10 protein-coding genes and 1 rRNA gene are annotated in these 15085 nt (G+C 43.1%); 6 read left to right on the top strand and 5 right to left on the bottom strand.

All coding sequences use genetic code 11. The features are described from left to right. Together FS373_RS29865 and gmhB are read right to left on the bottom strand one after the other, a co-directional pair. Positions 1-197 (bottom strand): 16S ribosomal RNA (locus tag FS373_RS29865); the annotation flags it as partial. A 546-nt stretch (positions 198-743) separates the two neighbouring features. Then, positions 744-1295: a D-glycero-beta-D-manno-heptose 1,7-bisphosphate 7-phosphatase gene (gmhB, locus tag FS373_RS29870; protein ID WP_185977013.1), complete on the bottom strand. Its 552-nt coding sequence runs from the start codon at positions 1293-1295 to the stop codon at positions 744-746. A 260-nt stretch (positions 1296-1555) separates the two neighbouring features. On the opposite strand from gmhB, the gene FS373_RS29875 reads away from it, so the two are divergent. The 4 genes from FS373_RS29875 (at position 1556) to FS373_RS29895 (ending at position 10440) form a co-directional block, all read left to right on the top strand. Then, positions 1556-2875 carry an aminopeptidase P N-terminal domain-containing protein gene (locus FS373_RS29875; protein WP_152831397.1) on the top strand — a complete coding sequence of 440 codons (1320 nt, stop codon included), beginning with the start codon at positions 1556-1558 and terminating at the stop codon, positions 2873-2875. Between the two features lie 826 nt (positions 2876-3701). Continuing rightward, positions 3702-6674: a ricin-type beta-trefoil lectin domain protein gene (locus FS373_RS29880; protein WP_144046086.1), complete on the top strand. Its 2973-nt coding sequence runs from the start codon at positions 3702-3704 to the stop codon at positions 6672-6674. A gap of 770 nt (positions 6675-7444) precedes the next feature. Next, a complete protein-coding gene (locus FS373_RS29890; protein WP_144046085.1) occupies positions 7445-7873 on the top strand; it encodes a CesT family type III secretion system chaperone in 429 nt (142 codons plus the stop codon). Continuing rightward, on the top strand, positions 7870-10440 hold the full coding sequence (locus FS373_RS29895; protein WP_152831359.1) for a hypothetical protein: 2571 nt from the start codon (positions 7870-7872) through the stop codon (positions 10438-10440). The genes FS373_RS29890 and FS373_RS29895 overlap by 4 nt, the downstream gene beginning before the upstream one ends. Positions 10441-10616: 176 nt before the next feature. Here the strand turns inward: FS373_RS29895 and FS373_RS29900 are convergent, their stop codons facing one another. Continuing rightward, positions 10617-11201: a class I SAM-dependent DNA methyltransferase gene (locus FS373_RS29900; protein ID WP_152831361.1), complete on the bottom strand. Its 585-nt coding sequence runs from the start codon at positions 11199-11201 to the stop codon at positions 10617-10619. Between the two features lie 158 nt (positions 11202-11359). Here FS373_RS29900 and FS373_RS29905 point away from each other — a divergent pair, with 158 nt between their 5' ends. Continuing rightward, positions 11360-11560, top strand: a complete 201-nt coding sequence (locus tag FS373_RS29905) for a hypothetical protein (RefSeq protein WP_144046082.1) — start codon at positions 11360-11362, stop codon at positions 11558-11560. A 37-nt stretch (positions 11561-11597) separates the two neighbouring features. Here the strand turns inward: FS373_RS29905 and FS373_RS29910 are convergent, their stop codons facing one another. Beyond that, entirely contained in the window at positions 11598-12878 is a 1281-nt protein-coding gene (locus FS373_RS29910) for an NAD(P)/FAD-dependent oxidoreductase (protein ID WP_144046081.1), read from the bottom strand. A 46-nt stretch (positions 12879-12924) separates the two neighbouring features. Beyond that, positions 12925-13965 carry a proline racemase family protein gene (locus FS373_RS29915; protein ID WP_144046080.1) on the bottom strand — a complete coding sequence of 347 codons (1041 nt, stop codon included), beginning with the start codon at positions 13963-13965 and terminating at the stop codon, positions 12925-12927. Between the two features lie 202 nt (positions 13966-14167). Here FS373_RS29915 and dapA point away from each other — a divergent pair, with 202 nt between their 5' ends. Next, complete coding sequence (dapA, locus tag FS373_RS29920) at positions 14168-15082, top strand: 4-hydroxy-tetrahydrodipicolinate synthase (RefSeq protein ID WP_144046079.1); 915 nt, start codon at positions 14168-14170, stop codon at positions 15080-15082. Positions 15083-15085: the final 3 nt, after the last annotated feature.

Raw genomic sequence — 15085 nt, forward strand, 5'->3', positions numbered from 1 at the left:
TTTCCCCCGTAGGGCGTATGCGGTATTAGCAGTCGTTTCCAACTGTTATCCCCCTCGACTGGGCAGTTCCCTAGGCATTACTCACCCGTCCGCCGCTCGACAGCAAAGGTGCAAGCACCTTTCTGTTTCCGCTCGACTTGCATGTGTTAGGCCTGCCGCCAGCGTTCAATCTGAGCCATGATCAAACTCTTCAATTAAAGTTTTTTGATACATTACCTTTCGGCAATGACATCGGCTCAACGAATTCTGATTCATTTAAAAGACTCGGAAGAATCTTAAAAATATTTGTACATAAATTTTTTGAAACCATAAATGATTCCAATTATGAACACTCATATCATTGAGTAAATTTTATTTTCATTTACTACGTAGTAGAAAATGATTTCGAATAACTCAACACCTGTGAGTGCCCACACAGATTACTTGATAAATTGTTAAAGAGCGTTGCATCATATTGCAGATACTGCCGTGACGCTTGGTCGTTGGCTTGGGTTGCGTATTCTACTGATTTGGGTTTTATCGTCAACCCCTTTAATGGGATAGTTTTATAAAAACGACTCAAGCGCTCACATATCAAACAATACGTCTAAATCCCGTACTATTTCCATCGCGAATCCCATTGCTAAGCCAGTAAAGCCCTAATAAAACCTCAGTAAAACGAGCTGGATTGCTGAAGTCAGCCAGCATGAAGCGCTTTATCTCTCGATAAATAACCCAAGGCTCTTCGCATGGAGAGGATTTGATTAAAGGCTCTTCAGATAGTCAGGCACATCGGCAATGGAATCGAGTACCACACTTGCGGCAGCTATGGCTTCATCGGTGACCGACTTGCCGGTACGAACCAATATGCGAGTCGGGATCCCGGCCGCTTTTGCCGCCAACATATCATCGCGCTTGTCTCCCACCATGACTGATTGACTAAGATCGACCTTAAGAAACTTGGCCGCGGTCAACATCATGCCAGGTTTAGGTTTGCGGCAATCACAATCTTGCTTGTAATCACCTACGCCCTGCTCGGCGTGATGTGGGCAATAATAGATGCCATCAAGCTCGACGCCTTTATCGACAAAGTTCCAATCCATCCATTCTGTCAGGGTATGAAATTGATCTTCGCTATACATACCACGCGCAATACCCGATTGGTTAGTGACTACCGCCAGCTTATACCCCATCTCTTTAAGAGAGCGACACGCATCGAACACGCCCTCTACATATTCAAAGTCATCAACTTGATGCACATAACCGTGATCTATATTGATCACACCGTCTCTGTCTAAAAAAACTGCTGGGCTCACGTGTTTAACTCCTAAGTCTGATTCCAGACATTATCCCATCCATTGAAGCATATTGCACCGCGAACTTATCGATTAATCTTAAGAATATTTACACTGAATAAAATATACAAACATGCTAGTTTTACCACTATGTCTATATTTGGGGCTCGCCAGGAAAAGCACGATTCACACGGCTGGCTCAAGTAAACACCAGCAACAGTGTAATGAGGCTTATCGCAAGGTGAGTTCACATAAGTACACCAATGAAGAGACTTATAAAAATGAGCAGTGATCTATACCAAACAAGAAGAAAAGCCCTGTTCGAGCAACTCCCTGAAGGCAGTATTGTCATTCTTGTTGGCTATCAGCAGAAAGTTCGCAGTAAGAACATCAAGTATCATTTCAGACAAGACAATGACTTTCTATATCTAACAGGCTTCAATGAACCCGATGCGGTGGCCGTACTCTGCTCCGATAAAAGTCAAGATTCAGGCTTTAAATACAGCTTATTTTGCCGTCCCAAAGATAAAGCCCAGGAAGTCAGCTTCGGAGAACGCGCCGGTGTCGATGGAGCCATAACAGATTTTAACGCCGATGAGGCTTATGATGTTGCCAAGTTAGAGACAGTACTTCTGTCACAGTTAACAACGCAGCGACACATTTTCATTGGTGATGAATTGGGTCGTTTCTCAAGCCAAGTCATCGGCTGGATGAATCATCAGCGTAACACCGCCTCTTTCGACACAATCAAACACCATCTCAGCCTGAGCCCCTTGGCCAAGGTGCTTCATCCTATGAGAGTGTTAAAGAGTCCAGATGAGATAGCTAAGATCAAGGCCGCAGTCAAAGCCTCTACCGACGGCCACGAGGCCGTCATGAAAGCCTGTAAACCTGGGGTCAACGAAGCCGAACTCGCCGCCACCTTTAATTTTACCATAGCCAAATATGGCGCTACCGATGTGGCCTACCCCAATATCGTTGCCTCGGGCAACAATGCCTGCTGCCTGCATTATGAAGAGAACTGCTGCACCGTCGAAGATGGACAGATATTGCTTATCGATGCAGGCGCCGAACTTGCTCACTACGCATCGGATATCACTCGCAGCTATCCGGTGAATGGTAAGTTCACCACCGAACAAAAAGCCATCTATCAGCTAGTATTAAGCGCTTTAGATGCCGCCATAGCTGAAGTCAAACCTGGCGCGAGTTGGAACAGCCTACATGAAACTTGTATGGAAGTGATGGCTAAAGGCTTACTGGAACTTGGCCTATTAAATGGCAATATCGATGACGTCATGAAAAATGAAACCTATAAACGTTTCACCGTTCACAAGACGGGTCATTGGCTTGGCATGGATGTCCACGATGTGGGTCCCTATCACGATGAACAAGATCAGTGGCGTAAGCTAGAAGCTGGAATGGTTTTTACTATTGAACCTGGGATCTATATTCCATTATCAGCAACTGATGTCCCTGAAGCGTATCTGGGCATGGGGATCCGTATCGAAGATGATATTTTGGTTACCGAAGCTGGTCATGAAAACCTATCGGCAGGTGTACCCAGAACAATAAGCGAAATTGAAGCCATTATGACCAGATAAATATGATTAATATGTCCCTCTCAGGAGGTTTTTTAATCCTGGCACCAGCCCTTTATAGCTAGACGCCGCTTCACGGTGATCTAGCTAAATCCACACTCAACAAATTCTAGCACTATGCACTTCACTATTACCACTAATTTAAGCTCGGTTATAAAATAACACCTCAGTTCCCTCTCGCCTTATATAATATAAAAGCATAACAAATAATCTCAACTAAAATTAATAGCATTTAAAATAATATTTGCGATGAATATATACACGAACATTCAGGTTACAATTTAAGGTCTATTATTCCACAATAGTTAGTCACATATATTACAGTTTAAAACAGTCGGAATTCACAACTCTACGAAGATCAACTGTACTCCCTCGATACAAGCACTAAGAACAATTATAGTGACCATTATGTGGAAATAAAAACAATGATAACTTCATAAGCTTAACGGACTCACCAAGTTAAATTCAAGCGTAAGGCTAAGAATATAATCATCATAAAACCATAAGGTGATAAGTGTTTTAAATAACCAGATAGTTTTTCATTCCCTATATAAAATCCAGATATATAAGCCAGAAACTGATCAACTCGATACATTTACCCGACTCTATTTATCCTCCTATAAACACCTGATAATAAAAATAGTACTTTCCTACTATATAAATAATAAAACAAGTGTTTAAGTTTATTAGTGACGTTCAAAACCATCCGCTGTAATCATTTCTATGCTGCAATAAAATTATTGATGATTTTGCAACTCTTCACCGAGTGGCTAGGTTAACCACTCATTAAAAATAAGAAATACATCATAATAAAAAAGGACATGGAATAATGCAGATTAGATCATTAGTTCGACTACTCATGTTTACAGCCGGAGTCTCGGCGGTAAGCACATCCTGGGCAACAACTGAATATCTCCAAAGTAACCCTCTATCGACAGCCGACAGCCCGGTTCACTCATTGGCCCAGGGCTGTTACTCGATTAGATCCCCACAGACCAATAAGTTCGTGAAGCGTTATACCAGTGGCGGCACTGTGAACGATGGCCAAAGTTATGGCTTCCTAAGTACCAGCTTACAAGATGCCGGCCGTTTTTACTTTAAACCTACGGGTTTAGATCACTACATGATGACAGATCAAGACAGCTATTATCTGGCAGCCCGTTTACCCTTTAACATCACCGCCGGCACCTATGCAGGAAAGTTTGCCGAATGGAAAACCACAGCGATCGAACAAACCGATGGGACATTTCGTTATCGACTTAGAGTAACCGGCTTAGACAGAGACGTGCGCCATAACTACAGCTCAGATAGCTTGTACTTCGTGGACGCTTTAAATCCCTATAATTACACCAGCGAAACCGACTTCGAACTGGTTCAGCAAACGAATTGTCGACCATTCCCGGAGATCCAAACCAATGTCACTGGCAATATTAAAGCCCTGAAGGGCGATTCCGATATGCCAGTGCGCGGCTTTATCGATCCCCACACCCACATCACGTCCTATGAATTTATGGGCGGCCGTTTCATGCACGGGTACCCATTTCACCGTTTCGGTGTAGAAACGGCACTCAGCGACAGCAGCGATATCCATGGTAGTTGGGGCGCGCTGGATATTATTGGCAACTTAATGGCCTACAATGATGTGAACTACCGCTATGACACCCGTGGCTGGCCAGAATTTCCACACTGGCCTAATTACCAACAGATGAGCCATATGGGCTACTACTATAAATGGATGGAGCGGGCCTACCTGAGTGGTCAACGTATGATCGTCACCAACCTGGTGGAAAATGAGGTGTTATGTAAGCTTCAATCCACGGTAAACCCAGCTGCATGGGTCGGACATAACAGTTGTAATACCATGGACAGCATTCGTCTGCAGGTACAACGACTCAATGAAATGCAAACCTACATAGATGCACAAGCCGGTGGTATCGGTAAAGGTTTCTTCCGTCTGATCACCTCACCGGAGCAAGCCCGAGAGGTGATAGCAGAGGGCAAATTAGCCGTGCTCATGGGAATCGAAGCCTCAGAGACTTTCAACTGCGGACTTAAGGACACTTGCAACAGATTTGATGTCGAAAAGCAGCTACAAGAGGTCTATGATTTAGGAATAAGGGTTATCTATCCTACACATAAATTTGACAATAAATTCGGCGGTTCCCGTGTCGAGGACAGCCTGATTAACGTGGGACAGGTACTCAGCACAGGGTATGCGTTCGACACCAATGAATGTGATGCATTTACCCATGGCCCTGAGATGACATCCGGCTTTCCCCTGCTCGGCGGTATACCCGTCATCGGCGATATAGCCAACACGATTGCCAATCCTCAATATGAGCCTGGCGTCGAAAATTGTAACCAACAAGGCTTGTCAGAGCTTGGGGTATACCTGGTCAATCGCATGATAGATAAGAAGATGTTGATCGAACTCGATCATATGAGTGAAAAAACGGCCTCCTCGGTGATGGACATAGTAGAAGCCAGGCACTACAACGGCGTGATCTCTTCACACAGCTGGATGACTGCAGGTAAGAATGGCGAATTACACAACAACCTAAAACGTGCGGTGCAAGTGGGCGGCTTCGTCACTCCCTACAATTGGACATCGACCGATATCGCCAACACCATATCTCAATATCTCGATGAGGTTGAAAAAACGCCCTTCGTTCACGGTGTCAGTTTTGCGACCGACATGAGTGGACTAGGTAACCAACCTGGGCCCCGTGATGACGCCCAAACGAATCCGCTTAAATACCCTTTTACCTCTGAGTTTGGTTTGCAATTTGACAGACAGCAATCAGGCAATCGCAGCTACGATTACAACAATGATGGTATGGCCCATTACGGCATGGTCGCCGATCACCTGCAAGATATTCGTGAACAGGCCCCCGCTCGTATCTATGAATCTATCATGAATTCGGCCGAAGCCTATTTACAAATGTGGGAGCGAGCCGAAGCGAATGACAATCGCGATTATCACAACCCACTAGAGCTGTATGTTCGGGTGGTTAACTGGGGTAATGGCAAGTGTATCGATATTGCCGGAGAGGATAACGGCGTCACCGACGGCCAAGCCGTACAGCAGTATGACTGCCAACATCAGTCTGACGACCAGCAATGGCTCTATGACAGATCAAGTCAAACACTGCGCAACCGGGTCGATCCGAATATGTGTCTTGATAATCGAGGTCAAACATACAAGGACGGCAACATCGGGATCAGCAGATGTAATAACAACGATAATCAACGATGGGTCTACGACGGCTACTGGTTAAGAGCCAAGCAAGATCAAAACTATGTCATAGACGTATGGGGGTCGAGTAACACCAATTTCATCGGCTCATGGACCTTTGACGGCAGTAATAGTCAGGCATGGGAGTTGCGCACTGAGAGGGAAGTCTACTCATGGTCGACCTTACGTACCCATCAAGGTGGCCGCTGTTTAGATATCCCCTATGGCAACCTCAGCAATGGCAACAGCTTGCAGCTCGATCGCTGCCACGGGGCTAATAATCAACAGTGGTTCTACGATCCTAAGCTGGGCAATATTCGCAGCAAACTCAACTGGAACAAGTGCGTTGCACTCGAAGGGGCAAACACAGCTAACAACACTCCCATCATCATCTCAGATTGTAACAATGAGAAGAGTCAACAATGGGAGCATGATGGTGGATATTTCCGTTCCCGTTTAAATCACAACAAGGTCATCGATGCCAATGGAAATAGTGATCGCTCAGAGATCACCATTTGGGACTATAACTCAGGGTCAAACCAAAGATGGCGCACAGTGATAAACTAACTAAAATGTCATTCGCTTAAGTGCAACTCGCATAAGTGCTCATATTTCTCGCCCGGCAAGAAAAATGAGCACCATCTTAAGGCGCTAAGGGTAAAGCATCAGTTTGGCGTATTGACGCAGAATTAGGGAGCTCCATCCCATCATCCATTCTTATTCTAAGGAAGATGGTTGCCCTTGTTCAAAGTAGAAGTGCATCACTCATTTCAGTATAGATTTCAAAGGTATCTTGGTTATTTATTACTGATTATTAAGCCTTAATTCATACCAAAAAATGAAGAAGACAAATCTTACCAGAGATAAAAATAGCAGTATCTAAACTCATACTGTCCATTGCTAATCTCCCTCCGCTAAATGTTATACCTTAAGCTTCAATCCAACCAAGCCTGTGCTTATAATATTTCCCTGTAAAATCATCAACTCCCGTAAAGTAGGCTCGTCTAACGGTTCTACTACAGCAATAGTAGAAAGCTGTGTCTTCAATACTTATTTGAGTGCTTCGTAGTCCGGGCATACCAAGCTCCTACAGTAAGTAACAATCGAAGCTTAGCTTCGATAGGAAAAGTTTAACCAATAATCTTGAGTGTCTCTGTTTATTTAAAAATCCATATAATACAATATGATATAAAGTTATAACACGGGGTATTCTCAAATTGTGTTTGTGGTCCAATCACTTTATAAAAAGTGTCGATTTTTTCTGATATATCTAATCTTCCAGCTCTATTATCGTTACCTTTATTGACCAATAATTAACAGTTAACAGAGGGAGTGGTATGGATAGCAAAATTGAAGAGTGGTTAAAAGATATCAACCCTGATTTTTCTATAAATGATGGTGTCTGTAACATCATACAAAAGGATTTAAACATTGAGTTCAGCTTATTTTTTGTAAGTGAAAACTATCAATTAACTGTAATTGGCCCATTTCATAATATCAACGATGGTCATTTCAATGGATTGCTTGAACGAGCTTTAATTGATAATGCAAATGCGAAAAAGATGGAAGGTTGCTGGATAAGTTTAATTGACAACAAGCTTGTTTTATCCCATTCCAGGGATATAAGTTCTTTAGATCAGATTGGCTTCACTAATTTGATGTATCATTTTTCTTCAAAAATTGACCAGCTAAAAAAAGATTACAGTACACAAAATCAAGTAGGTGAGACTATTAATTTGCATAATTTAATAGGTACATTGGCATGAAAGTAACTTCGAATAGTATGGTGACAAATGTTAATCACAGTACCAATACTGATATCAACTCAGCGTCATTCACCACTTCTGGAAATCAAATAGGATCATTAGCCCAGAATGCTGTAAATAAAGATTTGAAAGACTTGGCTCCAGATTTAAATCTCCAGTTTTCAGCGGCCGAGGCTCCAGCAAGGAATAATACGGTGCCAGTAATGAACGGTACCGCCTTAACACCAGAGAACATAAAAGAGATACGGTATCAATGGGAGCAATTATTGGTGTTGCATAAGCTTGACACAAGCAAATTTGAAGATCACCACTTAAGTAATTTTACCCATGGTCAGTTCACCAATATGCCCAGTTATGATCACACTGGGCCGAACACAGTGATCAGATCCTCCAATTTGTTTGAAAAATATCAAATTGACATTAAGGATCAGCTTCAAATGCCTCAAACTGACGACACATCGGGGATAGGAAAACTCTTCAACTTCCTGAAAGATGCTGACCGGACATACACGGGGCTGCGTCTCGACAAGTCTGGCACTACAGTCAAAATTGTTCACTATGGTACAGATGAATATCCAGCATTGAGAACACCAGAAGAGAAGCTGATGGAACCAGCGCTATCGGACACTTTTCTGAAATTTAATCAACAAGAGAAAGCTGAATTTTTTCGCTTAGGGTCTTTCCTCAAGACGCTTGAAAAAATCGGTATCAATGCAGAAACAACGGATCAGGAAGTGGCCAAAAAACTGCAAAACTACACTAATACTGGCTCGCATTTTGAGTACCCAAATGCCCCATCAGACATCAATACACGCCTGAAAAACAAAGAGACAGCGCTCTTAGCCGATGAAAAAATTCTGGTTACGCACAAAGGCATTTCGTTAGCTTTTGATACTCAAAAACCAATGAATCTGAAGCAAGATTTAATGAGTGAAAAGTACAGTATCAATAACTTTGATACTGTCGACGACTCTGAATTACTCACTAAGCAACATCAACAGGAAGTTGAGAGATTTTGTGAAAAGCTTCTAAACAGCGAAGGCCGAATTTTAATGACTGGCTACGCCATTGCTGGGTTTGGTGATCTAGTGAACTTCCAGATGCTCTATAAATCAATTACTTCCAAGCATCCTGAGTTAAAAGAACGTATCGACGCTTATGCGCATTTTTACCGATACTCCATTGCCAACAGCACACTAGACAAGTTGCTAGATAAGGACATTAAAGTTATCACGCACCATAATGCTAATCGCCAATGGGATCCCAATTACAGCTATCGATTGGTCTCGGAAATAGCCCAAGACCACAAACCAAAATTTGAAATTCAATATAATGTGGGATCTGTTTTCCAGTCCGTATCCAAAGACGAAAACGTGTTGAGAGTAGGTGAAATTGGAGGAATGGCTGGAGTGAGCATGGTGGATGATGCGTACTTCACCGGTTTATCTCGCGGCGCTATAGGTTTTGGCATTCCCAATGCTGACGTGGATGCTAACCAACAGGAAATCAAAGATGTACTCTCGAGTATTATCCAGCATACTCTCGGCCAAACACAAACCCCTTCCAATGACGCCTCATTTGATTCAATTATCAAAGAGCGCTTCGGTCTGATGATGGCTCGTGAAAATTCTCAGGTGATTAATCAGCGACAGTTTTACCGTTACGATGACGTCCATGAAGGTCAAAATTTAAGCGTAGGGAAGCGTGTTCTTGCTGATATTCTCAAAGCGATGACAGAGCAAGCGAACGTCGACAAACCCATCATTTTAGCAACAGGAAAGATCGAAGCGTTATCGGAACAGGCAAGTGAAGCAGGTCTGGAGCTCACACCAAAAGCAAGCTTTAACGTGAGTGGTAGTGACTACAAACAATTCCATTTAAAAACACAGTCCGGAAAGGAAGCTGTGATCGTTCAAGGTTTTTTCAACAACACTCTCGTCAACGCCATTATGAAACATGCAGATATCCCATCAGTATATTCCGGTGAAGGGTCTATGAACGAAGGCCTGTCATTTGGGGGCAAAGGGTTCATGATCCCGTTTTATGACTATCAGGTAACTACACTTATCGAATCGGCTGGCATCGCTAATAAGCTCGAATTAGATACCTTTAGTATGCAATTAGAGGGGAACGATGTGGGCTTTCGGTACGACCCAAACAAAGTTGTTCAACTTATATCTGACAACCAACCCCTGTATGATTCATGCGAAAAATACGACTTACTGAAACTGAAAGTGGGAGAACAATCCTCGCAAATGTACCTAGTGACAGGTAAATCAGATGAAGGAATGCATATTAAGAAACTAGATAAAACTGAGATTGACTTTCAGATCACCCGTCCTCTTAAGCAGGACTCAAAACCAGAACAGCAGACTTCACAGGCGAACGCTACCATTTATAAATTAGAAGACTGGGCAAAAGAGTGGGCAAAACTGATTTATGATAGAAACTCTTCACAGCTCGATCTGAATAAGCTTGGTCAGCAAACTCCAGCCATGCTTCAAGAGGAAAAACAAAAGCTAGCAAATTGGTTCGATCTCTTTAATTTAAAAACCTCAATGAACTAGTTTATAAGATAACCATTACAGTTTACTGGTCCAGAGTGTAATCTGAGCATGCACTCTGGAAAACCAAAAAAAATGGCCATCATTGGCTGTACCTGAAAGCCATTTAATGATTAAAGATAGTGCATGTGGAACCCAAAAACGAATTAGCTCTTAAGGTTTGACACCATAGTCACTCGTTATGCATTGCTTGCTACTCCCATTAACACTTGCATGGTGCCTTTTTCACTTGTTAGCGAAAACTCTTCTGACACACGTACAAGTGAAAGGCCTACATTTGAATAGGCATTTGTAATTATTTCATTGGTAAAACCAAAATCATCATCCTCATTGCTTCGCTTCCAATCCCACTGGATAAATATACCGCCTTCCTTTAAAAGAAGCTTAAGGTCGGATAATTTTTTCTCGTAATTAGGAACAAAAGCACAAACAGATGACGCAACAATTAAATCAAAACCAGGCTTAAAAATAGGATTTTCATTGATCGAGTTTCTTGAAATTTCGCATGATAGTGAATTTACATTATGGATATTCTTATTCTTTAACACTTCAATCATTTTTGGTGATGAATCTATAGCAACGACTGAAGATGCTACACGAGCTATTTTTTCTGTTAGTTGTCCAGTTCCGCAGCCAAAGTCTAAAACATTTAAGCCTTCTGGACTTATAAATTCACACAGTGAATCAAAAGCTATTTTAGAATACTCGATTACATCTGAATTTGAATCCCAACCATCAGCGTAATCATCCCAACTATCACTCATTATACTTTCCTATTCTTGAAACAGTTCACGACTGCATAGACATAATGACTCCCCACGAGGTGCTAGCCTCCAAGTTCGTGGGTTAGTCCAAAATAGTTAAATTGTACACCTGGGCCATACCGTATTTGTGACCATACAATATTACAAAGGAGGCTAGTATGAGAAAACATAGCATAACTTTCATAGATTTAGACACTCATAAAGAATTTATTGAAGTGACTACGCCGAAAACGGTCAAGAACAATCACTTACCCCAACGAAAAAATCACTGGATTCCGGCTCAAAAGATCTACCAGAATGGCAAAAGTATCGACCAAAACAAAATAAACAAAGATAAAAATGTCACTCATCTTTATTGAAAAACACCTGACTTCTCTAGGCTATATGCAAGCAGCTTTAGCGAAACCTATCGATACGATAATCACTCAAATCGATTGCGGTTTGCTTACCCGATATCTCTTGACTCACAAGCTTAGCGGTAATTCCAGACCAGGTCAGTCCCAGGTGCTGATGACCAAAAGAGAAGAACACGTTTTTATGTTTTTCACTGCGTCCAAGCACAGGAAGACTATCTGGCATCGAGGGTCTGAACCCCATCCAACGCTCACCATCTGCGGCTGTTGCATCGGCAAATAACTCAGGCAGCAAGGCCTTGCCGTGTGGAAATAAGCAATCGGCGCGAGCCTCAACTAACGGGGCCTGTAAACCACCAAACTCCACGGTTCCCGCAAGGCATGTGCCATCAAGCATGGGGGTGATGATAAACTTGCGATTATAGGATGCAACCGGGCGAGAGAGCGTACTCTTCTGCGGCATCATCAGGTGGTAACCTCGCTCTGTTTCCAGCGGCACACGGTAACCTAACTGCTTGGCAAAAGGCTTGGACCAGGCACCTGACGCAATAAGCAAGTTTTCTGAGCGTATAGACTCACCAGAGCTTAGCTGTAGCGAAACATTGTCTTCATCGGTAGAGGAAGCAATAATCTCGCTCACTTCATCGATGAGCAGTTCGCCGCCCAAGGCAATAAACTTATCGGCGAAGGCTTTACATAAACCATAGGGATCACTGGTATGCCCAACATGAGTGAAATATAAACCATGGGTAATGGTTTGACTCAGGCAAGGCTCAAGTTGTCTAACCTCCTCTCCCGTAAGTAACCGAACTTGTACGCCTGCATCTGCGTAATGCCGATATTCCTTGGTGACCTCATCGAGAGGCGTATCTTCGAATACCAACAAGCTGCCATTGAGTATCATTAGCTCAGAGCAGTCACAAAAATCGGTTAGCTCCACAAGAGCAGCAATAGATGCCTGATTTAATCGCTTGATGGCTTGGCTATTGTGCTTTCTCTTACCCGGCAACATATTCACTAGAAATCGCATAAACCAAGGTAATGCCTTGAAGAAATATGCAGGTTGAATACGAAATGGCCCTAGAGGGTCAAGCAACATGCCCGGCAACTTAGGTAACATACTTGGGTCGGCTAATGGAAAAATCTGCTCGGTGGCAAAATGACCGGCATTGCCTTTAGATGCGCCGGCTGCCACTCCCTCTTTATCTAAAATTCGAACCCTATGCCCCGCTCGCAGCAACTCAATGCCAGTCGTTAATCCTATGATCCCAGCGCCTACAATAGTGACGCTGCCTGTTACTAGGCTATTTGTGTTATCACTCATCTTTAATCTCTTATCTGCATTTCAGTGTCTATTAAGCGAGCATGGTTTAACGCAACATAAAGCCATTTTGAAACAGATCATCGGGATCTATGATGAACTGATGACGGCCGGTGATATATGAACGGCCAGAGACTTCTGGAATCACCGCCTGCTTGCCAAAGAACTCAGTTTCAGTAGTGGCACTGACGATCATCCTACCATCGACAATACTCTCTATCATCAGCTCTTGATTGAGCTCCACTTCTCCTTTGGCATACAGAAGCGCTATACGGCCGGCCACTCCTGTACCTGTGGGCGATCTGTCGACTTCCCCGTCGGCAAAAATACACACATGGCGGGAATGTGCCTGCTTATTTGTGACTTTTTGAGAGGTAAAAATAGTGCCATAGAGAAAACTTAAATCTTCCTCAATAGGATGCACTAAAGGATGTGATGCCATCACAGCTTGCTTGATACGCCTACCCATATCGATTAATTGGGCCACATTTTCTTGACCACAGGAGATCCCATGGGCGTCTGCATCTACATAGGCATAATAAGCACCGCCAAAACCAATATCATAATTAACCCTACCAAAACCTTCGACCATCACAGTGCACGCTAAGGACTCGGCCCAGGAATCGACATTTAAGAAACTCGCGTGGATTTTCCCTTGGCTGTCTCTGCTCGCCTTGGCAGTAATGAGTCCAGCAGGTGCATCGATTTTAATCACTCTTGCATCAGTACCTAAACTGATCGCTCCCGTTTCGCAGGCGACTTTAACCAAGGCCAGAATGCCATGACCACACATGCTGCTATAGCCTTCATTATGTAGAAACAAGACCCCAAAATCGGCTCCTGCCGTCACAGGCCGGGTAATAAGCGCCCCGTACATGTCTGCGTGTCCTCTTGGCTCATGCATCAACAAAGTACGGTACCTGTCCATATGGCGAGTTACATATTGACGCATCTCAAGTATGGTTTCACCCACTATCTCAGGATAACCCGATGTGATGATCCTCAGGGGCTCCCCCTCTGTATGGGCATCGATTGTTATGAATTGTTGACACTTTTCTAATAATTCGGCAGGGAGATGATTCAGATGCATGGCTTACTCCTTTCTTATAATTTGTATGCAATATATAGTATTTGATAACAACGAAGACAATTAAAATCTGACGGGGGCTTTTAATCTTCGAATAATTGTATACAATATACTATAAGTTTTCGGAACAAGCCAAATTTAGAATACGTTTTTCCGATCCATTACATTTTTTATATAAAGCATATAGCTCAATGAGGTCCTAAACATGAAAGTAAATTGGCAAGGTGTTTTCCCAGCAATCTCCACTCAGTTCAACGATGACGGTTCAATCAACTATGAATCGAATGCACGCATGCTCGAAGATCTCATCAGAGATGGTATCGATGGCATCATCGCTTTAGGCACTATTGGTGAAAATGCTTCACTTAGCCCACAAGAGAAACGTGACTTTATCAAGCACACAGTAGAAACCGTTAAAGGCCGCATCTTGGTACTAACCGGTTGTACTGAAAACACGGCTGAACAAGCCTGTCTCTATGCTCAAGATGTTGAAAAACTAGGTGTAGATGGCTTAATGCTACTACCGGCTATGGTTTACCGTGGTACCGATCGTGAAGTTGTGGCTCATTATCAGACCGTGGCTCGTTCGACTAAGCTACCTATCATGATCTACAACAATCCTGTCAGTTACGGTATCGATATCAACCTGGAGATGACAGCGATTCTTGCAGAAGAAGAGAACATAGTTGCCATTAAAGAATCAACGACAGATACGCGCCGCTTAACTGAACTTCAGAGCCGTTTCGGCGAACGTTTCAGCATACTTTGTGGTGTCGATGACATCGCCCTGGAAAGCATATTATTGGGCGCTACCGGTTGGATCTCAGGCCTGACTAACGTATTCCCACGTGAATCTGTGACCCTGTTTAAACTGGCACGTGCTGGTCGCATAGAGGAAGCGCGCGAGATCTACCGTTGGTTCATGCCTCTACTTAGATTAGACACGATTCCAACATTAGTTCAGTGCATCAAGTTTGCCGAACAACTACTTGGCCGTGGTAATGAAAATGTCCGTATGCCGCGCATGACCTTGGTTGGCGATGAACGTGCTTATGTTGAAAAAGTAATTAAAGAAGCAATGGACACACGCATAGATCTAGACAAGTACAATCTGGATTAAATC

The organism is Shewanella sp. YLB-07, from assembly GCF_009377275.1.

What these genes read in the sequence shown, in the direction of transcription:
- FS373_RS29905 (WP_144046082.1), top strand. Translation starts at nt 11,360, where the DNA reads ATGAGAAAACATAGCATAACTTTCATAGATTTAGACACTCATAAAGAA.
- FS373_RS29895 (WP_152831359.1), top strand. Translation starts at nt 7,870, where the DNA reads ATGAAAGTAACTTCGAATAGTATGGTGACAAATGTTAATCACAGTACC.
- dapA (WP_144046079.1), top strand. Translation starts at nt 14,168, where the DNA reads ATGAAAGTAAATTGGCAAGGTGTTTTCCCAGCAATCTCCACTCAGTTC.
- FS373_RS29900 (WP_152831361.1), bottom strand. Translation starts at nt 11,201, where the DNA reads ATGAGTGATAGTTGGGATGATTACGCTGATGGTTGGGATTCAAATTCA.
- FS373_RS29875 (WP_152831397.1), top strand. Translation starts at nt 1,556, where the DNA reads ATGAGCAGTGATCTATACCAAACAAGAAGAAAAGCCCTGTTCGAGCAA.
- FS373_RS29890 (WP_144046085.1), top strand. Translation starts at nt 7,445, where the DNA reads ATGGATAGCAAAATTGAAGAGTGGTTAAAAGATATCAACCCTGATTTT.
- FS373_RS29910 (WP_144046081.1), bottom strand. Translation starts at nt 12,878, where the DNA reads ATGAGTGATAACACAAATAGCCTAGTAACAGGCAGCGTCACTATTGTA.
- FS373_RS29880 (WP_144046086.1), top strand. Translation starts at nt 3,702, where the DNA reads ATGCAGATTAGATCATTAGTTCGACTACTCATGTTTACAGCCGGAGTC.
- FS373_RS29915 (WP_144046080.1), bottom strand. Translation starts at nt 13,965, where the DNA reads ATGCATCTGAATCATCTCCCTGCCGAATTATTAGAAAAGTGTCAACAA.